Source organism: Roseisalinus antarcticus (genome assembly GCF_900172355.1).
Lineage (GTDB): Bacteria > Pseudomonadota > Alphaproteobacteria > Rhodobacterales > Rhodobacteraceae > Oceanicola > Oceanicola antarcticus_A.
Genome location: NZ_FWFZ01000004.1, coordinates 80635 through 100238, shown reverse-complemented (window position 1 = coordinate 100238; position 19604 = coordinate 80635). Strand labels below are relative to the sequence as shown.

General features: G+C 66.9%; 17 protein-coding genes. 7 read left to right on the top strand and 10 right to left on the bottom strand.

Annotated features, from left to right (window positions below):
• Window positions 1-22: 22 nt before the first annotated feature.
• The 10 genes from puhC to bchF form a co-directional block, all read right to left on the bottom strand.
• The gene (gene puhC / locus ROA7023_RS05515) at window positions 23-499 is read right to left on the bottom strand and encodes a photosynthetic complex assembly protein PuhC (protein WP_085878018.1); all 477 of its coding nucleotides are present in this window, start codon (window positions 497-499) and stop codon (window positions 23-25) included.
• A 5-nt stretch (window positions 500-504) separates the two neighbouring features.
• Complete coding sequence (gene puhB / locus ROA7023_RS05510) at window positions 505-1131, bottom strand: photosynthetic complex putative assembly protein PuhB (RefSeq protein WP_085878017.1); 627 nt, start codon at window positions 1129-1131, stop codon at window positions 505-507.
• Window positions 1132-1221: 90 nt separating this feature from the next.
• Window positions 1222-2001 carry a photosynthetic reaction center subunit H gene (puhA, locus tag ROA7023_RS05505; RefSeq protein ID WP_085878016.1) on the bottom strand — a complete coding sequence of 260 codons (780 nt, stop codon included), beginning with the start codon at window positions 1999-2001 and terminating at the stop codon, window positions 1222-1224.
• A gap of 18 nt (window positions 2002-2019) precedes the next feature.
• A complete protein-coding gene (locus ROA7023_RS05500) occupies window positions 2020-3453 on the bottom strand; it encodes a PucC family protein (protein WP_085878158.1) in 1434 nt (477 codons plus the stop codon).
• Window positions 3453-4133 carry a magnesium protoporphyrin IX methyltransferase gene (bchM, locus tag ROA7023_RS05495; RefSeq protein WP_085878015.1) on the bottom strand — a complete coding sequence of 227 codons (681 nt, stop codon included), beginning with the start codon at window positions 4131-4133 and terminating at the stop codon, window positions 3453-3455. The genes ROA7023_RS05500 and bchM overlap by 1 nt, the downstream gene beginning before the upstream one ends.
• On the bottom strand, window positions 4133-5029 hold the full coding sequence (bchL, locus tag ROA7023_RS05490) for a ferredoxin:protochlorophyllide reductase (ATP-dependent) iron-sulfur ATP-binding protein (RefSeq protein WP_085878014.1): 897 nt from the start codon (window positions 5027-5029) through the stop codon (window positions 4133-4135). The genes bchM and bchL overlap by 1 nt, the downstream gene beginning before the upstream one ends.
• Before the next feature lie 88 nt (window positions 5030-5117).
• Window positions 5118-8660 (bottom strand): magnesium chelatase subunit H, encoded by a 3543-nt coding sequence (locus tag ROA7023_RS05485; protein WP_085878013.1) that lies wholly within the window; start codon window positions 8658-8660, stop codon window positions 5118-5120.
• Window positions 8650-10200: a ferredoxin:protochlorophyllide reductase (ATP-dependent) subunit B gene (gene bchB, locus ROA7023_RS05480; protein WP_085878012.1), complete on the bottom strand. Its 1551-nt coding sequence runs from the start codon at window positions 10198-10200 to the stop codon at window positions 8650-8652. The genes ROA7023_RS05485 and bchB overlap by 11 nt, the downstream gene beginning before the upstream one ends.
• 61 nt (window positions 10201-10261) lie before the next feature.
• The gene (locus ROA7023_RS05475; protein WP_085878011.1) at window positions 10262-11545 is read right to left on the bottom strand and encodes a ferredoxin:protochlorophyllide reductase (ATP-dependent) subunit N; all 1284 of its coding nucleotides are present in this window, start codon (window positions 11543-11545) and stop codon (window positions 10262-10264) included.
• Window positions 11542-12045: a 2-vinyl bacteriochlorophyllide hydratase gene (gene bchF, locus ROA7023_RS05470; RefSeq protein WP_085878010.1), complete on the bottom strand. Its 504-nt coding sequence runs from the start codon at window positions 12043-12045 to the stop codon at window positions 11542-11544. The genes ROA7023_RS05475 and bchF overlap by 4 nt, the downstream gene beginning before the upstream one ends.
• A 390-nt stretch (window positions 12046-12435) precedes the next feature.
• On the opposite strand from bchF, the gene ROA7023_RS05465 reads away from it, so the two are divergent.
• From ROA7023_RS05465 to idi, 7 genes are read left to right on the top strand one after another with little or no spacing between them, the layout of a single operon-like run.
• Complete coding sequence (locus ROA7023_RS05465; protein ID WP_159458447.1) at window positions 12436-13128, top strand: cobalamin B12-binding domain-containing protein; 693 nt, start codon at window positions 12436-12438, stop codon at window positions 13126-13128.
• Window positions 13129-13139: 11 nt separating this feature from the next.
• Entirely contained in the window at window positions 13140-14588 is a 1449-nt protein-coding gene (ppsR, locus tag ROA7023_RS05460; protein ID WP_234992045.1) for a transcriptional regulator PpsR, read from the top strand.
• 39 nt (window positions 14589-14627) lie between these two features.
• Window positions 14628-15551 carry a cation diffusion facilitator family transporter gene (locus ROA7023_RS05455; RefSeq protein WP_085878008.1) on the top strand — a complete coding sequence of 308 codons (924 nt, stop codon included), beginning with the start codon at window positions 14628-14630 and terminating at the stop codon, window positions 15549-15551.
• A gap of 56 nt (window positions 15552-15607) precedes the next feature.
• The gene (gene chlG / locus ROA7023_RS05450) at window positions 15608-16522 is read left to right on the top strand and encodes a chlorophyll synthase ChlG (protein ID WP_085878007.1); all 915 of its coding nucleotides are present in this window, start codon (window positions 15608-15610) and stop codon (window positions 16520-16522) included.
• A gap of 1 nt (window position 16523) precedes the next feature.
• On the top strand, window positions 16524-17801 hold the full coding sequence (locus ROA7023_RS05445; RefSeq protein WP_085878006.1) for a BCD family MFS transporter: 1278 nt from the start codon (window positions 16524-16526) through the stop codon (window positions 17799-17801).
• Window positions 17802-17803: 2 nt separating this feature from the next.
• On the top strand, window positions 17804-18982 hold the full coding sequence (locus ROA7023_RS05440) for a geranylgeranyl diphosphate reductase (protein ID WP_085878005.1): 1179 nt from the start codon (window positions 17804-17806) through the stop codon (window positions 18980-18982).
• The gene (idi, locus tag ROA7023_RS05435) at window positions 18979-19509 is read left to right on the top strand and encodes an isopentenyl-diphosphate Delta-isomerase (protein WP_085878004.1); all 531 of its coding nucleotides are present in this window, start codon (window positions 18979-18981) and stop codon (window positions 19507-19509) included. The genes ROA7023_RS05440 and idi overlap by 4 nt, the downstream gene beginning before the upstream one ends.
• Window positions 19510-19604 lie beyond the last annotated feature (95 nt).

Below are 19604 nucleotides of genomic sequence, written 5' to 3'. Positions count from 1 at the left end.
TAAGCCGGGCGCGGTCGCTTGGTCAGTTCAGAAGGTTCTCGAAGGCGGCCACGTTGTCGGCACCGTATCCGATCAACTCGACGACGAAGTCCGTCGACGGGTCGAGCAGCGCCACATGGCCGTTTTCGCGCCGCACGATCTGGATCGGCGGGTTGCCCGACACTTCGTGCACCACCCGGCGGCGGTCCATGATCTTGCCGATCACGCCGATGAACCCGGCTTTCTCGTCGCCGGAGCGGGCCAGGACGCTGCCGTCCTCGGCCAGCACCGCAAAATTGCCGGTCCGGTCACCGTCGAGGGTCACGGTCCGCGCCGTCACGATCGGCGCCTCGATGAGGACGCCGACGTTCGGGCGGCCGGAAAGCTGCTCGAAGGTCACCAGCGCAAGGGCGCAGCACATCAGGCCGAACATCGCGAAGACCAGCGCACGGGGCACCATCTCGCGGTCCTGATGCTTCATCTCGTTGCGCAGGGAGTTGAGTTCCTTGACGTCGTACATGGCGCTTACTCCGCTGCGATCGGGGCGCCGGTTGCGCGCTTGGATCTGGGTTGGCTGACGCGGGCCTGGGCCGCCTCGGCAAAGATCTCGGCCACTTTCGCGGCGTCGGGAATGCAGCGCAAGGCGGGCTGGGTGCGGAAATACCATGGCCGCACATGGGGCCAGGTCATCAGGTAGCTGATCCGGTCGTCGCCGATCGTCTCGAACGCGACGGTGCCGACACCGTTCTTGCGGATCACGCAGGTGGCGTTGCCGATCTTCACGTAGGGCACGTTCAGCGTCATCTCGAGCGCCGCGCCGATCCGCAGTGTCACCCGCTTGTTGGTCAGCGTGTAGACGGTCGAACGCGCCTGGATATAGGCGAGGCCGTAGATGATCCCGGTGGCGATGGCCGCGATCATCAGGAAGGGGATCGCGTGGGTCAGCGCCTCGGGGAAGGGCACGAGCGTGCTGCTCGCCCCGACGCGCCAGACGATGATGACGGCGAAATAGGCAAAGATCCAATCCAGCGCATAGGCCTCGCGGGCCAGGCGCCAGGCGTTGGGTGCGCCCTGCCAGAGAATATGTTCATCGGCCGGCAGCGCGGCAGGCAATCCGCGGATCGGCTCGAAGTTGAAATCGTCGTGGTGCACGGGCTTTCCCCCTATGGTCGGTGACCGCCGCTGGCGAGGCAGGGCCGGATGTTGGCCCGGCCCCGTCCATCGGGGCCGGACAGGTCTTGGTCAGAGCTGCGGCGCAAGCCGCTTGGGATCGGCGTAAAGCGTGCCGCCCGCGTAGTAGGCCGTGATCTTGTCCTCTTCGAGAAGCGTAATCTCGTCGGCGGATTTGGTGGTCGGGATGCCGGCGAAGTTCGCGCCGTAGAGCGAACGCACCGCGACCCGGTCGGACTTGATCCGGCACATGGTCATCGGGATCAGCCGGGTCTGGCCGGAGCCTTCCGGGTTCAGGTCCATTACCAGATAGCGGACCATCTGCTCGGGGACGTCGACCATCATGTCGGTCACGCGGCCCACGACCTCCTTGTCGCCCGCGACGACGGCGAGGCCGCGCGGATCGCGCCCGGCCGAGACCGAGAAATCGGCAAGGCCCGACAGCGGCTTGATCTTGGCATGGCCATGGGCGTCGAGCTCGGGCGCGTCGCGGCGCGGGGCCCAGGCGGCGGGGCCGACACCGTCGACCATCGGGTCGCCGGTCGGCACATAGGGCGAGCCGTCGGAGACCGAGCTGCGGGCCAGGGCCAGGTCGCCGCGGTCATGGGTTGCCTCGTTGGCGGCCGACGGCACGGTGACCGGGTCGCGGCCGTCGCGCAGCTCGAATGTCTTGGGCGTCGGCAGGGACCAGCCCGAGATGCCGGTGTCCTTGCCGTCGTCGTCGACCAGCGGATAGCCTTCGCGCATGTTCTCGCGCTGAATGTAGATGATGAGACCGGCGAAGAAGATCCAGAACATCCAGATTGCGATGCTCGCCAGATCGACGTTGCCCCAGAATGTCACTCCAACCATGGGTCGTTCCTTTCGTGATCAGGTGGGGAAATCGGCCAGCTGCAGCTTGACCGGTTCCCGTGTTTCGATGGCCCGCGTGCGCACGAGCGGACCAAGGGCTATGAGTGTGAAGAAGATGAGGTAGATCTCGGTGTGATAGACCACCGAATATCCCGTAGCGGGCGTGGCGAGCGCCTCTCCGAGCACGCCGGTTCCTGCGGCGTGGTTCACGAGGTCACGCACGGTGCCCCCGATGAATATGCTGAGCCCTGCGGCGGTCGCTTGCGCGGCCCCCCAGGCGCCCAGGGCAAGGCCCCGCCCTGCGGCGGTGCCCGTTGGCATGGTCATGGCCGCCGTCAGCGTGGCCACGGAAAACAGGCCGAAGCCCAGGCCGATCAGACTGGCGCCGGCAAAGAACACCGGGATCGAACCCAGCGGATCGGCAAAGATGACGCAGGTAAAGGCGACAAGGCCAACCAGCAGCCCCCGCGCGGCCATCCGGTGCGGATCCATCCCGTTCGCCAGCCACTTGCCGGCAAAGCCGAAGCCGATCAGCGCACCGACCGACCACATCGCGGTCAGCAGCGTGGTCGAGGACACCGACAGGCCGAGGATCTCGCCGCCGTAGGGCTCCAGCAGGACGTCCTGCATGTTGAAGGCCATGGTGCCCATGAAGACGACGACCAGCAGCCGCCCGGCATCGCCGCCGGACATGTAATCGGCCCAGGCCTCGCGGAACAGCGGGCGCGGGGCCTCGCGCTCTTCGCGCTTCATCGGGCGCACCCGCTCCTGCTTCCACAGGGCGGTGACGTTCAGCAGCATGGTGACGACGGCCGTGCCCTGCACCACCTGAACCAGGCGCAGCGCCGAGAAGTCCCGCAGCAGCCAGCCCACGATCAGCGAGGCCAGCGCCATGCCGACCAGAAAGGCGACATAGAGCAGCGCCACGACCTTTGGCCGCGTCTCGTCGGTGGCACGGTCGGCGGCCAGCGCCAGACCGGCGGTCTGGGTCATGTGCATCCCCAGCCCGGTCAGCAGAAACGCAAGCCCGGCCCCCACATAGCCCGCCCAATCGACATCCAGCGCACGGTCGCCGGACAACACCAGCAGCGCCATCGGCATGATCGCGAGCCCGCCGAACTGATAGAGCGTCCCGAACCACAGGTAGGGGATCCGCTTCCATCCGATGGCCGAGCGGTGATTGTCGGACCGGAACCCGAGAAGCGCCCGGAACGGCGCGACCAGAACCGGAATGGCGATCATCAGCGCGACGATCATCGCCGGGACGCTCAGCTCGACGATCATCACCCGGTTGAGGGTGCCCAACAGCATGACGGAGGCCATGCCGACGCTGATCTGGAACAGCGACAGCCGCAGAAGCTGGCTCAGCGGCAGATCGTCCGAGGCCGCGTCCGAAAAGGGCAGGTACTTGATCGTCAGCCGCTGCACGGCCGCGCGGGGGAGGGGAATCATCATTTGCGGGCCTCGTGGACAAACGCAGTCGAGATGTAGAAACCGCTGGTGATCCGCTCCGCCTCGCGCAGATGGCCGGGGACACGCGCCCCCTTCAGGCCCGCGGCGACCCGGGCGGCGCTTTGCGGCACCATCACAGGCGAGCGGTCGGAGCGGGGAAACAGCTTGCCGACGCGCCACATCGCCATCAGCAGCGGCGTGCGCGGCGCGAGGGTAAAGACCATGCGATCCGTGACCCGCGGCCGCAGCGCCCCCAGCAGCGCGGAAAGCTCCGGAACGGAGTAATAAATCAGGCTGTCCATGGCGATCACATGGTCGAACCGCCCCAGCGCCGGATCCGAAAGGTCCCCGGCCCGGAAATCGACATCCAGGTGCCGGGGCGTCCGGTCCCGCGCGATCTCCACCAGCTTCGGCGAAATGTCGACGGCCGTGACCTGAGCGCCGCGCCGGGCCAGATCCTGCGCCAGCGCCCCGGTCCCGCAGCCGGCATCCAGCACCCGGGCCCCGGTGAGGTCCTCGGGCAGCTGGTCCAGCAGGACCTGCCGCATCCGATCGCGGCCGGCCCGCACGGTCGCCCGGATTCCCGACACCGGCGCGTCCGAGGTCAGACGCTCCCAGGTGCGGGTCGCGGTGCGGTCGAAGTAATCCTCGACGCGGGCCAGGGTGGTGGCGTGACGCATCAGTCGAATCCCAGCAGCTCGAAGATTTCACGGTCGGGCAGCGGCGCGGGGGCCAGCCCCTCGGTCCCGTCATAGAGCGTCTTGGCCAGGCGCATGTATTCGGCGCGGCAACGGACGACATCCTCGTCGTCATCCATCTCGAACAGGGTCTTCTTTTTAAGACGGCTGCGGCGGATGGCATCCACGTCCGGCATATGCGCGATCCGATTGAAACCGACGACATCGCAATAGCGGTCGACCTCGTCCGTGTCCTTCGACCGGTTCGCGATGCAGCCGGCAAGCCGGACCTTGTAATTGGCCGACTTCGCCTGGACGGCGGCAATGATTCGGTTCATCGCGTAGATGCTGTCGAAATCGTTGGCGGTCACGATCACCGCCCGATCCGCATGCTGCAAGGGCGCGGCAAACCCGCCGCAGACCACATCGCCCAGCACGTCAAAGATCACCACATCGGTGTCTTCCAGCAGATGATGCTGCTTCAGAAGCTTCACCGTCTGGCCGACGACATAGCCGCCACAGCCGGTTCCGGCAGGCGGGCCCCCGGCCTCGACACACATCACGCCGTTATAGCCGACGGTGACGAAATCTTCGGGCCGCAACTCCTCTGGGTGGAAATCCACCTCCTTGAGGATGTCGATGACCGTGGGCTGCAGATGCCCGGTCAGCGTGAAGGTCGAATCGTGCTTCGGATCGCAGCCGATCTGCAACACGCGGTGACCAAGCTTGGAAAACGCCGCCGACAGGTTCGACGACGTGGTCGACTTGCCGATCCCGCCTTTGCCGTAAACCGAAAAGACCTTGGCCCCCTCGATCCGCGCGTCGGCATCCTGGTGAACCTGGACGGAGCCTTCGCCGTCCTGGCCCCGGAGTGCCGGTATCTCGTCGCGTGGGCTCATGGATGAGTCCTTCCTTCTTCTGGTTTCAAATATCCCGGGGTCCGGGGCAGCGCCCCGGTCCGAGAGATGATGTCCTTGCACGTCCGGATCATTCTGCGGCGATCCCTTCCATGCGATCTTCAAGCGCGTCCGCTGCATCCTGCAACGCGGCCAGCGTGTCGGCATCCGGCTGCCAGTAATCGCGGTCAGAGGCCTCCAGCAGCCGCCCCGCCATCCGGGCGCTGGCCTTGGGGTTCAGCGCCGCCAGACGGTCGCGCATCTCGGGGTCCAGCATGAATGTCTCGGACAGGCGCTGATACACCCAGGGCTCGACCTCGCCGGTCGTCGCCGACCAGCCCATGGTGTTGGTGACATGCGCCTCAAGCTGGCGCACGCCCTCGTGGCCATGCTTCAGCAGGCCCTCGTAGAACTTCGGGTTCAGGCTGCGCGACCGTGTCTCCAGCGCGACCTGCGCCTGCAAGGTCCGCACCTTGGCGGCACCGCGCGTCTGGTCACCGATGTAAACCGGTGCAGACACACCGCCCTTGGCCCGCTTCACCGCCCGGGCGATCCCGCCCAGCGTGTCGAAGTAGTGATCGACGGTGGTCACGCCCAGTTCGACCGATTCGAGGTTCTGGTAGGCCAGGTCCACCTTGCCCAGCACTGCCTTCAGCAACTCCGGCTGTGCTGCGGGCTTGCCGTCGCGGCCATAGGCGAAACACTTCCGCGCCTGATAGGCGTCGGCCAGCTCGTCCTCGTCGCCGAAGGCCGAACTGTCGACCAGCGCGTTGACGTTCGACCCGTAGGTGCCCTCGGCGTTCGAGAACACCCGAAGCGCGGCGGTCTCCAGGTCGCAGCCCGTGCTTGCGGCGTGGGCCAGCGCGTTGGCGCGGACAAAGTTGCTCTCTTCCGGCTCGTCGGCCATGACCGCTTTCCACGCGGCCTCGGCCAGCAGCCGGGTCTGCAGCGGCAGCAGATCGCGAAAGATCCCCGACAGGGTCATCACCACGTCGATCCGCGGGCGGCCAAGTTCGGACAACGGAATCAGGTCGGCCCCCGCAAGACGCCCGAAATTGTCGAACCGCGGCCGCGCCCCGAGCAGCGCAAGCGCCTGCCCGATCGGGGCCCCGTCCGACTTGATGTTGTCCGACCCCCACAGCACCAGCGCGACAGTGCGCGGCAGCGTGGCATGGGTCTCGATCAGCAGATCCGCCTGTTTCGCGCCCTCGGACACGGCAAAGGCGGTGGGCATCCGGAACGGGTCGAAAGCATGGATGTTGCGGCCCGTGGGCAGGATGTCCGGGCTGCGGATCAGGTCGCCGCCGGGCACCGGTGCGATATACCGCGCCGACAGCGCCCGCATCAGCCCCGGCAATTCGCTCTGCACCAGCAATTGCGCACGGGTCCGCTCCCGCGCCTCCGCGCTTTCGTGCGGCATCAGGTCCAGCAGGTCGGACAGCGCCTGAGGCTCCATCGGACGCCCGACGATGTGCAACCCGTCGGGGATCAGCGAGCCTTCGGTTTCCAGCACGACCTTCCACAGCGCGTCCGGGTCGGTCTCGGTCAGGTCCACGGCAAGGGCCTGGTCACGGATCAGGGCGGCAAGCTCGGGGTCGCGGTCCGCGCTTCCGCGCCAGCGCGACAGGCTGTCCTTGAGATCGGCCAACCCCTTGTAGACACCGGCGGCGGCCAGCGGCGGAGTCAGATGGGTCACCGTCACAGCGCCCGACCGACGCTTGGCCAGCGTCGCCTCGGATGGGTTGTTGGCGGCATAGAGATAGACGTTCGGCACCTCGCCGATCAGCCGGTCGGGCCAGTCGCGAGCGCCGAGCCCGGCCTGCTTGCCCGGCATGAACTCCAGCGCACCATGCATGCCGAAGTGCAGGATGGCGTCCACGTTCAGCGTGTTGCGCAGCCACAGGTAGAAGGTGGTGAAGGCATGGGTCGGCGCGAAGCCGCGCTCGAACAGCAGGCGCATCGGGTCGCCCTCATAGCCGAAGGCGGGCTGCACCCCGACGAAGACCTTGCCGAAATGGCGCCCCAGCACGAAGACGCCGCGGCCGTCGGACTGGACCCGCCCGGGCGCCGGTCCCCAGACCGCCTCGATCTCTTTCAGCGGGGGCGTGGTACGCACGATGGTGTCGGCATCCACGTGGGCGGCGACGTTCGCCTCCTGCCCGTATTGGGTGGCATTGCCGCCCAACACCATCTCGCGCAGGGCGTCCACGGTTTCGGGCAGCTCGACCTCATAGCCCTCGGCGGCCATGTGGTGCAGCGTGTTGAACAGGCTCTCGAAGACCGAGAGATAGGCCGCGGTGCCGGTGGCGCCGGCGTTGGGCGGAAAGCCGAAGAGGACGATGGCGACCTGCTTGTCCGCGTTGCGCTTGGCATGCAGGTCGGCCAGGCGGCGCGCCTTCTCGGCCAGGCTCTCGATCCGCTCGGGACAGGGCGCCATGGCCTTGGCCTCCAGCCCCGACCGGCACATCCGCGAACAGCCGGTGCAGCCGGCCTCGCCGTGGCGGCCGCCGAAGACCGTGGGATTGATCGCGCCGTCGATCTCGGGCAGCGCCACCAGCATCGTTGTCTCGATGGGGCCGAGGCCCTGGGCGCTGTCGGCCCATTGGCCCAGGGTCTGGAACTCCAGCGGCTGCGCGGAAACGTAGGGCACGTCGAGCGCGGTCAGCGTCTCGACCGCGGCGGGGCTGTCGTTGTAGGCGGGACCGCCCACAAGGCTGAACCCGCTGAGCGAGACCAGCACGTCGATCTTGTCCTGGAAATACGCCTCGATCGCGGGCCGGCCATCGAGGCCGCCGGCGAAGGCCGGCAGAACCCGCATGCCCCGCGCCTCGAACTCGCGGATGACGGCATCGTAATGGGCGCAATCGGAGGCGAGGATATAGGACCGCATCACCAGCATCCCGACCGTGCGCGTGGCGCCGGGCGGGCCCTTGATGTCGGCGGCGTCTGTGGTGATCTTGCTGCCGGGAAGGTCGGGATGATACAGGCCGACCTCCGGGTAATCGACGGGGGCCTTGGCCGCGCGGCCGACAAAATCGGTGCGCTCGGCGTAGCGGCCCACGAGAAAGCGCAGCATCTCGGCGATGTTGTCGTCGGATCCGCCCAGCCAGTATTGCATCGACAGGAACCAGGCGCGCATGTCCTGCGCCTTGCCGGGGATCAGCTTGAGGATCTTGGGCAGACGGCGCAGGGTCTTCATCTGCTTGGCGCCGGAATTGCCGCCGGGCTTGGCCGAACCGCGCAGCTTTTTCAGCAGGGCCATGGTGCCCGAGGCGGGCTTGGCCATGTCCAGGTCGCCCATCTTCGTCAGCTTGACGATTCGCGGGTCCGCGATGACGCCGACGAAGGCATCAAGCCGCTCACGCCGGGCTTCCATCGCGGGCAGGATCGCCGAGACATGTTCGTCGAGGAACAGCAGGTTCGCGACGATCATGTCGGCCCGGGCTACCGCGTCGCGGGCGGCGATCAGCTTGTCGGGCTGCTCGGCCCATTCGGCGGCGGCAAAGATCTCGACGTCGAGCCCGGGGAAATCGGGCGCGAGGCGCAGGGCCGCCCGCTGCGCCGGTCCGGCGGCGTGCGAATCCAGCGTCACGACGACGACACGGTAGGTCCTGGGCATCACCTCATCGCGCATAATGGGCCTTTGCCTCGTAGAGCGTGTCGACGCTGATTTCCTGAACGCCCTTCTGGGCGGCGAAGCTCTCTGTGTTCCGCTTGGCTTTGCCGCGGACGAAGAACGGGATCTTCTTGAGCTCCTTTTCCGCGGCGGGCAGCCAGACGACCTCGACCGTGCTTTCGCGCTGGGCGGTGTCGGCCTCCTGCGCGGCGGGCTCGGCGGGGGTTTCGGGCGCGGCGGGGCGCCGGGCATGGCCACCGTGGTGCGAGGCGCCGGCATCGTCGTGAAACTCGAAATCCTCGCGGAACATGGCCAGAAGGTGCTCTTCGAGCCCCATGACCAGCGGGTGAACCAGCGTGTCGAACAGGACGTTGGCGCCCTCGAACCCCATGACCGGCGAATAGCGGGCCGGGAAATCCTGGACATGGACCGGCGAGGAAATGACCGCGCAGGGGATACCGAGGCGCTTGCCGATATGCCGCTCCATCTGGGTGCCGAGGATCATTTCGGGGGCCAGACGTTCGATAGTCTGTTCGACCTCGAGGTAATCGTCCGAGATCAGCGCCTCGACGCCGTAATCCTTGGCCATCGCCCGCATGGGACGCGCGAATTCGCGGTTGTAGCAGCCCATGCCGGCGACCTCGAAGCCCATCTCGTCGCGGGCGACGCGGGCCATGGCCATGACGTGGGTGGCGTCCCCGAACAGGAAGACGCGCTTGCCGGTGAGGTAGGTGCTGTCGACCGAGGAGGACCACCAGGGCATCCGCAGGGCCGAAGTGTCGGGCTGCGTGGTGAGGCCGGTGATCTTTTGCACCTCGGCGATGAAATCGCGGGTGGCGCCGACGCCGATCGGGATCGCCCTGGTGTAGGGCTGGCCGTGGTCGCGTTCGAGGTAGCGAGCGGCGGTCTCTCCGGTTTCGGGGTAGAGCAGAACGTTGAAATGGGCAGCCGGCATCCGGGCGATGTCCGCGGGCGTCGCGCCCAGCGGGGCGCAGACGTTGACCTCGATCCCGAGGTCGGCCAGCAGGCCGGTGATCTCGCGGATGTCGTCGCGATGGCGGAAGCCGAGCGCGGTACCGCCGAGGATGTTGGCGGTGATGCGCGGCGTCCTGTCCTGCGGGGCGGAGAGCGCCTTGACCACCTGGTAGAAGGTCTCGTCCGCGCCGAAGCATTCCTTGCGCTGGTAGGAGGGCAGCTCCAGCGGGATCACGGGAATGCCGAGATCCATGGTCTCGGCCATGCCGCCGGGATCGTCCTGGATCAGTTCGGCGGTGCAGGAGGCGCCGACGATGATTGCCTGGGGGTTGAAGCGGGCGACCGCATCCGTGCAGGCGGTCTTGAAGAGACCGGCCGTATCGGCGCCGAGGTCGCGGGCCTGGAACGTGGTGTAGCTGACCGGCGGGCGGTGGTTGCGCCGCTCGATCATGGTGAAGAGCAGGTCGGCATAGGTGTCGCCCTGGGGGGCGTGCAGCACGTAATGCAGGCCGGTCATGGCGGTGGCCACGCGCATGGCGCCCACGTGGGGCGGACCCTCGTATGTCCAGACCGAGAGTTTCATGGTTGCGTCCCGGGGCGCTGCCCCGGACCCCGGAGTTTTTCGGCCAAGATGAAGGAGCGGATCATTCGGCGGCCTCCAGTCTGAGGGCGGCCTTCCGGCGCATCGGTCTGGCGAAGAGCGCGGCGAGGTCGCCGGCCTGTTCGTAGAAATGGACCGGGGTGAAGACGAGCTCGATCGCCCATTTCGTGGTCAGCCCTTCGGCCTCCAGAGGATTGGCGAGGCCGAGGCCGCAGATCGTGAGATCCGGACGGTCGGCGCGGGCGCGGTCGAGTTGCTTGTCGACATCCTGGCCTTCGGCGATTCGGGGGCCATTGGGCAGCAGATCGAGCTCGGGGCCCATGATCGCCTCGTGGATATAGGGCGAGCCGACCTCCACAGCCGTCATGCCGCATTCGCGGGTCAGGAAGCGGGCGAGCGGAATTTCCAGCTGGCTGTCGGGGAAGAAGAAGACCGACTTGCCCGAGAGCGTTTCGGTGGCCGCCGCGACGGCCTTGCGGGCGCGGGCGCGGGGGGCCTCGGTGACCGCGTCGAAGACCTCGCGGCTGACGCCGAATTCCTCGGCGATGGCAGCGAGCCAGGCGGTCGTGCCCTCTTCGCCGAAGGGGAAGGGCGCGGGCAGGTGGCGGGCGCCTCGGCGGCCCAGCGCGGCGTGGGTTTCGGCCAGGAACGGCTGCGCGAGGGCGTAGACCGTGTTCGGGCCGATTGCCGTCTCGTCGCCGATCTTGCGGGACGGCAGCAGGCCGATCGGGCCGACGCCCATCGCCTCGAGCATCCCGACCATCTGGTCTTCGACCACGTCCGGCAGCGCGCCCACAACCAGCAACTCGCGGGCGTCGGTTTGGGGCAGGACAGGGACCATGGAGGCGAGGCAGGCGTCCTCGCCCTCGGTGAAGGTCGTCTCGATGCCCGAGCCGGAGTAGTTCAACACCCGCACGCGGGGCGCGAATCGCTGGCTGAGCCGTTCGGAGGCGCGGGCCAGATCCAGCTTGATGACCTCGGACGGGCAGGAGCCCACGAGGAACAGCTGGCGGATGTCCGGGCGGCGGGCGAGCAGGCGCTCGACCTCGCGGTCGAGCTCGGCATTGGCGTCGGCCATGCCGGCGAGATCCTGCTCTTCGAGGATCGCGGTGCCGAATCGGGGCTCGGCGAAGATCATCACCCCGGCCGCGGATTGCAGAAGATGGGCGCAGGTGCGCGAGCCGACCACCAGGAAGAAGGCGTCCTGCATCTTGCGGTGAAGCCAGACGATTCCCGTCAGGCCGCAGAAGACCTCGCGTTGACCGCGCTCCTTGAGGACGGGGGTGGACCGGCAACCGCCGGCGGAAGGTGTCGGGGAGTGGGTCATGCCGCGCCCTCTGCGTCGAGCCGCGCACGGCGTAGTTTCAGGAGGAACTGGGCGGCGTTGAGCACATAGAGCGCATAGGCGACCAGCGCGACCGCCATCAGCGTCTGCGGCCCCATGGCCCCGGTCAGCAGCCCGTATAGATAGGCGGTGTGGATGGCGATCACCGCGAAGGAGACCATGTCCTCCCAGAAGAACGCCGGCGCCAGAAGGTATTGACCGAACACGACCTTCTCCCAGATCGCGCCGGTCACCATGATCGTGTAGAGCACCAGCGTCTTGACCAGGATCGAGGCCGTCGCCGCGCCGTAGCCCGCGCCCGTCGTCATGTAGCGCAGCACGAGCACCAGCGAGACGAGGAACACCAGGAACTGCACCGGCGCGAGGATGCCCTGCACCAGCGTCCACACTGTCGCATCGCGACGCGCACGTTCCTCCGCCGTATAAAGGGCCCGGGACGGGACACCTCCGGCGGTGGAAGCGGCGGTGGTGGCGAGGGTCATGTAAGGATCTCCTGACAGGTCTTGCTGTCAACAATAGGTCTGAGAATCGGCAGGTGTCAACTTTTCCTTACAGCTTGACATCGACTTTTGTCTTTACAGCCATTTTCACCAAAAGCCGCCGCGGCCCTTGTAAACCGGACTCAATCGGGGTTGGCGCCCGGGGCAAGATGGCCAGATGTCAATTTGCTTTGACATTGAGGTGGCTTTTTCTGACAATGCCCCAACCGATGTGTTGCAGCCTTGGTCCAATCAGGGATCCGCCGCTGTGGCCGCGAAAGGCTCGCCATGTCAAAGCTCCTTCAGACGAATGCACGTCAAGACGCCTCCGGCGCCCGAACGGCTGACCCGGTGCGCGACTCGGGCCTGACGGTCATGACGTCGAGGACAGCGATGCCGATCGACGACCTCGACCAGGGCTATGTCGTCCGCCTGGACGCCGCGGCGCGGAGCACCGATTCGAGCGCCTGCGCGATCCTTGCCAGAGAGATGATCCGCAACGGCATCACCCGCGAGGAGATCGCGGATCATTACGTGCCCGCCCTGGCCCGCTGGATGGGCGAGTGCTGGGTTGCGGACGAGATGAGCTTTGCCGAGGTCTCCATCGGGGTCGCGCGGCTTCAGACCCTGTTGCGCGAGGTCGGGCCGGACTGGCGGGCCGATGTCATTGACACGGACGGCGAGACCTCGGTCCTTGTGGTTGTGCCGGATGCCGAACAGCACACCTTGGGGGCGGTCGCCCTCGCCGGTCAGCTGCGGCGGCTGGGCCTGTCGGTGAAATTATGGCTTGGCTATCGCGCCGAAGAAGCGCACAGAGTTGTGGCAGAAGCACGCTACGATGCGGTTTTCCTGTCCCTCGCACATCACGGAACCCTTGAATCCGTCCGCGACATCATAACATTGATCAAGAAAGCTGCTGTCAACCAGCCGCCTATCGTGGTTGGGGGAGCCATCGTCGGACCCCCGATCGACATTAGGACAGCAACTGGAGCAGATCACGTGACAAACGACGTCAACGAGGCGCTGAGACTTTGCCGACTGTCAGTAAGATCCGGCCAGACCGCGCCACGCGAAATGAGGAGCTGAATGATGTTTCGATGCCCCTCACCGGTCGGCCTCTGGTGACATCCCGGGGCAGCAAATATTGGAACTCTGGAGCGATCCCGCTGATCGCTCCCGAGATTCTTGGCGATATCATCAGCGAGATCGCGGATATGGGAATCGTCATTACCGAGGACGCTCAGGTTTTGTCGGTGATGGTCAGCCCGAACAGCGCATCGTTCCGGCGTCTTGAGGATCTTGAAGGCAAGGACCTGCGCAGCGGGCTGACCGCCGAGAGCGCCGAGAAGTTCGACGCCCGGCTTGCCGCCTTCCTAGAGCGGGACCGCGAGGTTCGCGCGATCGAGCTGAACCACGCCGATGGCAGGTCGCAATACGAATTCCCCATTCGCTATACCCTGCACCGAATCGGCCCCGATGGCGCGATCCTCATGCTGGGCCGCGATCTGCGGCCGATCGCCGAGATGCAGCAGCAGCTGGTCAAGGCGCAGTTGGCGCTGGAGAAGGACTTCGAGACCCAGCGCGCCTACGACACCCGCTTCCGCGTGCTGATGGAGGCGACGCGCGAGGCGTTCATGTTCGTCTCGGTCAGCAACGGCCGCATCTTCGAGGCCAACACCGGGGCCGCGACCCTGATGTCCTGCCGGCGCGACGAGATGACGGAGACCCTGCTCGATTCGGTCTGCCGGCCGCGCGGCAAGGGCGATCTGGTCGGGACACTGAAGTCCGAGGCGCAATCCGAAGCCCCCAGCGCGGTCGAGGTCGAATCCGCGAAGGACGGCACCGTCCTGCGGCTGTTCCCGACGATATTCCGCGCCGCCGGCGACCGGACCCTGCTGTTGCGGGTGGAGCCGATGACGGACACCCGCGGCACCCAGGATACGCTGACCCTCAACCTGGTCAGCCTGTTCCAGAACGGGCCGGACGCCATCGTCTTTACCGATGCCGAGGGCAATGTCCTGTCCGCCAACGAGGGCTTCCTGGATCTGATCGACGCGGCCCATGATGTCAGCGTCAAGGGCAAGTCCATTGCCGATTTCCTGCAAAGGGGCTCGGTCGACCTGCGGGTCCTGACCGAGAACGCGTCTCGCGCCGGGCGGATGCGGATGTATTCCACCAAGATCGTGGGCGAGTACATCTCTCCGCGCGTGGTGGAGATTTCGACGACCGCCCTTCATGCCGGCGAAGACACCGTCTTTGCCATGGTCATGCGCGACACCAGCCGTGTCGAGACCGGGCGTCCGGACGCCACCCCGATCACCGACGAAGGTGTGCGCTCGGTGATCGAGCTTGTCGGGTCCGCCACCCTGAAGGAGATCGTGTCCGAGACCACCAACGTGGTGGAGCGGATGTGCATCGAGACCGCCGTCGAGTTGACGATGAACAACCGTGTGGCCGCGGCCGAGATGCTGGGCCTGTCGCGTCAGTCCCTTTATGTAAAATTGCGGAAATACGGGCTGATCAACAAATCGGAACTGAACGACTGATCTGTTGAGTCCCCGTCCCAGACTTGCCATGTCCTGATCATGCCGCACGATCATCACCACCATCACCACCATCACCACCATGTCCCCGAGGGCGACGGCCGACTTCTGGCCGCGGTCGCCGTCAACATGTTGCTGACCGTCGCACAGGTCATCGGCGGCGTTCTGGCCGGTTCGCTCGCCCTGATCGCCGACGCGCTGCACAACCTGTCGGACGCGCTGTCGCTGGTGATCGCGCTGGTCGCCCGCAAGATCGCCCGCAAGCCGGCCGATTCCCAGATGACCTTCGGCTATGCCCGGGCCGAGACTGTGGCCGCGTTGGTCAATTACACCTCGCTGATCGTCCTGGCGCTTTACCTGGCCTACGAGGCTGTCGCCGGGCTGATCGCGCCCGACCCGATCGCGGGCTGGATCATGGTGATCGTCGCGGGCATCGCCCTGGCCGTCGACCTCGCCACGGCCGCGCTGACCTTTTCCATGTCCAAGGGAAGCCAGAACATCCGCGCCGCCTTCCTGCACAATGTCGCCGACGCGCTGGGCTCGGTCGCGGTCATCTTCGCCGGCACGCTGATCCTGGTCTTCGGGTGGACCTGGGTCGACCCGGCCGTCACGCTGCTTATCGCAGGCTATATCCTTTGGATGTCGCTGTCCGAGATCGGCGGCGTGATCCGCATCCTCATGCTCGGCAGCCCCACCGACGTCGAGACCGGCGTCGTCATCCGTGAGATCGCCGGGGTCGAGGGCGTGCACGATGTTCACCACGCCCACCTGTGGCAGATGTCCGAGAACAGCTCCGCGCTGGAGGCACATGTGGTTCTGGACAGTGGCCGCTGGGGCGAGGCCGACGCGATCAAGGACCGGATCAAATCCACCCTGCGCGACCGGTTCGGCATCAATCACTCCACGCTGGAGCTGGAATGCGCCCGTCACGCCTGCGTCGGGGCACAAAAGGTCGGTCACGCCTGACTGTCAGGCTCAGTTTACACTTGCCGACTCCCAAAGCGTAAGGGTAACTTGACAGTATGTCAGTGCTGTTAGAAATCCCCGACCAGTCCCCGCGCCGTTGGCCCGAGCCAAGGGCCGCCCTGCGCCTTATCAAGCCGATCACATGGTTTCCGCCGATGTGGGCCTATCTTTGCGGCGCGGTGTCCTCGGGCGTCTCGCCCTCGGGACAGTGGATCCTGGTGATCCTGGGCGTGATCCTCGCCGGGCCGATCGTCTGCGGCATGAGCCAGGCGGCGAACGACTGGTGCGACCGTGAGGTCGACGCCATCAACGAGCCCGATCGCCCGATCCCCTCGGGCCGCATCCCCGGCCGCTGGGGCCTGTGGATCGCGCTGGCGATGACCGGGCTGTCGCTGCTGGTCGGCTCCTTCCTCGGGCCCTGGGGTTTCGCCGCCACCATCGCGGGCGTCGCCGCCGCCTGGGCCTATTCGCAGGAACCCGTCCGGCTGAAGCGCTCCGGCTGGTGGGGGCCGGGCCTTGTCGGCCTGTCCTACGAGACCCTGCCCTGGATCACCGGCGCCGCGGTGCTGGCCGCGGGCCAGCCCTCGACCGAGATCCTGCTGATCGCCTTGCTTTACGGGATCGGTGCCCACGGCATCATGACCCTCAACGATTTCAAGGCGCTGGAAGGCGACCAGCAGATGGGTGTCCGCTCCTTGCCGGTCACGCTCGGGCCGGAACGGGCGGCCCAGGTGGCCTGCCTGATGATGGCCGCGCCGCAGTTGATCGTCGCTGCCCTGCTGGCCGAATGGGGCCGTCCCTGGCACGCGCTGGCCATCATGGTGATGCTGGGCGCACAATTCGCCGCCATGCGCGTGATGCTGCGCGACCCCAAGGCCAAGGCGCCCTGGTACAACGGCACCGGCGTCATGCTCTACATTTCCGGGATGATGGTCGCGGCCTTCGCCCTGCGCGGGCTGGGAGGCCTTTGAGATGACCCTGTCATGGTTTCAGATCGTGCGGCTCGGCCTTGTCCAGATGTGCCTGGGCGCGATCGTCGTTCTGACCACGTCCACCCTGAACCGCTTGATGGTGGTGGAGCTGTCGCTCGCCGCGATCCTGCCGGGCGCCCTTGTGGCCTTGCATTACGGCGTGCAGCTGACGCGGCCCCATTGGGGCTATGCCTCCGACCGGGGCGGGGCGCGCACGCGGTTCATGATCGGCGGCATGGCGGTGCTGGGCCTCGGCGCGTTCCTCGCGGCGCTCGCGGTCCTGCTGTTCCCGGCCAGCTTTGCCGGCGCCATGGCGCTGTCGGTGCTGGCCTATGTGATGATCGGCTTCGGCGTGGGCGCCTCGGGCACCTCGCTGCTGGCGCTGCTGGCCACCGCGACCGCCGAGCGGCGCCGCGCCGCCGCGGCCACCATCACCTGGCTGATGATGATCCTCGGCATCGCCCTGACGGCGGGTGTCGTGGGCGCCATGCTCGACCCCTACACCCCCGCCCTGCTGATGAAGATCGTGGGCATCGTGACCCTCGGTGCGACCCTGCTGACGATCCTCGCGGTCTGGGGGATCGAGGCCAGCGTGGTGCAGGAACGCCAGCCCGAGACCGCCCCCTTCCGCGAAGGGCTGGCCCAGGTTTGGGCAGAGCCGCGGGCGCGGAACTTCACCCTGTTCGTCTTCCTGTCGATGACCGCCTATTTCATGCAGGAGCTGATTCTGGAGCCCTATGCCGGCCTCGTCTTCAGCTTCACCCCCGGCCAGTCCACCCAGCTATCGGGCGCCCAGAACGGCGGCGTCTTCCTCGGGATGCTGGCGGTCGGCATTGCGGCCACCGGTCTGCGGATCGGGCAGCTTCGGCACTGGGTCATCGCCGGGTGCCTCGGCTCTGCCCTGTCGCTGGGCGCGATCAGCGCCGTGGGCCCGAGCGCGCTGCCCGGCCTGCTGGTGCCGGCCGTGGTGTCGCTCGGTCTTTTCAACGGGATGTTCGCCGTCGCCGCCATCGGTTCGATGATGGCCATGGCCGGCGAGGGCCGCGCCCAGCGCGAAGGCACTCGCATGGGCCTTTGGGGCGCCGCGCAGGCCATCGCCGCGGGCTTCGGTGGGCTGACCGGGGCCGCCGCCGTGGATGCCCTGCGCTTCGGCCTGCCGGATGCGCAGGCCTTCGGCGTCGTCTTCCTGTGCGAGGCCGCCCTCTTTGTCGCCGCCGCCATCATGGCGGCCAAGATCATGGACCGGGGCAGGACCCCGGCGCTGGTTCCAGGAGAATGACCATGTATGACGTGATAGTCGTGGGCGGAGGCCCGTCGGGGGCCACGGCCGCAGAAGACCTGGTGCGGTCGGGCCATACGGTCGCCCTTCTCGACCGGTCCGGGCGGATCAAGCCCTGCGGCGGCGCCATCCCACCGCGCCTGATCGCGGACTTCCTGATCCCCGACAGCCAGATCGTGGCGAAGATCACGACCGCGCGAATGATCTCTCCGACGGGGCGCAAGGTCGACATCCCGATCGAGAACGGCTTCGTCGGCATGGTCGATCGCGAGCATTTCGACGAGTTCCTGCGCAACCGGGCCGCCGAGGCCGGCGCCACGCGCGTCACCGGCACCTATCTACGGATCGAGCGGGACAGCGACGGCACCCATGTGGTCTATCGCGAAAAGGCCTCGGGCGCGGAAAAGCGCCTGACCGCGCGGATGGTCATCGGCGCCGACGGCGCCCGCAGCAACGTGGCGCGGGACGAGATCAAGGGCGGGGCCAAGATCCCCTACGTGATCGCCTACCACGAGATCATCGAATCGCCGGGCCCGCGCGGCGAATACGACCCCGCGCGGTGCGACGTGGTCTATGACGGGCGGATCTCGCCCGATTTCTACGGCTGGGTGTTTCCGCACGGAAAATCCGCCAGCATCGGTATGGGCAGCCTGCTCAAGGAGGTCGACCTGAAGAAGGCGACCGCCGCCCTGCGCGAGGCCTCGGGGCTCGCCGATTGCAAGACGATCCGCCGGGAAGGGGCGCCGATCCCGCTGGAGCCGCTGAAGCGTTGGGACAACGGGCGCGACGTGGTGCTCGCCGGGGATGCGGCGGGTGTCGTGGCCCCGTCATCGGGGGAAGGGATCTACTACGCCATGGTCGGGGGCCGCGTCGCGGCGACGGCGGCGGCCGCCAAGCTGAAGACCGGGCGGATCAAGGACCTGCAACTGGCGCGGAAACTGTTCCTGCGCGAGCATGGCCAGGTGTTCCGGGTCCTGGGCGCGATGCAACGGGCCTATTACCGCAGCGACGAGCGGCGGGAGCGGTTTGTCTCGCTCTGCCACGACGTGGATGTTCAAAGGCTGACCTTCGAGGCCTATATGAACAAGAAGCTGGTTAAGGCGAGACCCTTGGCGCATGTGAAAATCGGATTCAAGAACGTGGCGCACCTGACCGGGCTGGTCAGCAAGGACCGGGTGTGACCACTACGATCCCGGCCTGGGTGAACGGCACGCTGACCCCGGTCGACAAGCTGGAGGTTCACCAGCGGGGGCTGAAGCACAAGGCGGTCAGCGTCTTCGTCGTCTCCGGCGGCAAGGTGCTGATCCAGCAGCGGGCCCTGGGCAAGTATCACACGCCGGGCAAGTGGGCGAACACCTGCTGCACTCATCCCGGCTGGGGCGAAAGCCCGGCCACCTGCGCCGTGCGCAGGCTCGACGAGGAGCTGGGGATCACCGGGCTTGCGCCGGCGTTCCGCGAGCAGGTGGAGTATCGCGCCGATGTCGGCGGCGGGCTGATCGAGCACGAGGTCGTGGACATCTTCGTCGCGGTCGCGCACGACGGGCTGTCGGTGACACCGAACCCCGAAGAAGTCATGGCCGTGAAGTGGGTCGATTTCTACGATCTCTCGGCGGCTGTCCGGCGACGGCCGGAGGGGTATACCCCCTGGCTGCAGATCTACCTCGAGGAGCATACCGACAGCATTTTCGGTGATCTGATGCGGGTCTGATCGGCGCCATCAAGGTCTGGTTTGAGACGGGGTGCCCCTGGCGCCCCGTTTCGCGTTTTGCGACCGGGGGATGCCTCCGGCGGGAGTTTTTCGGC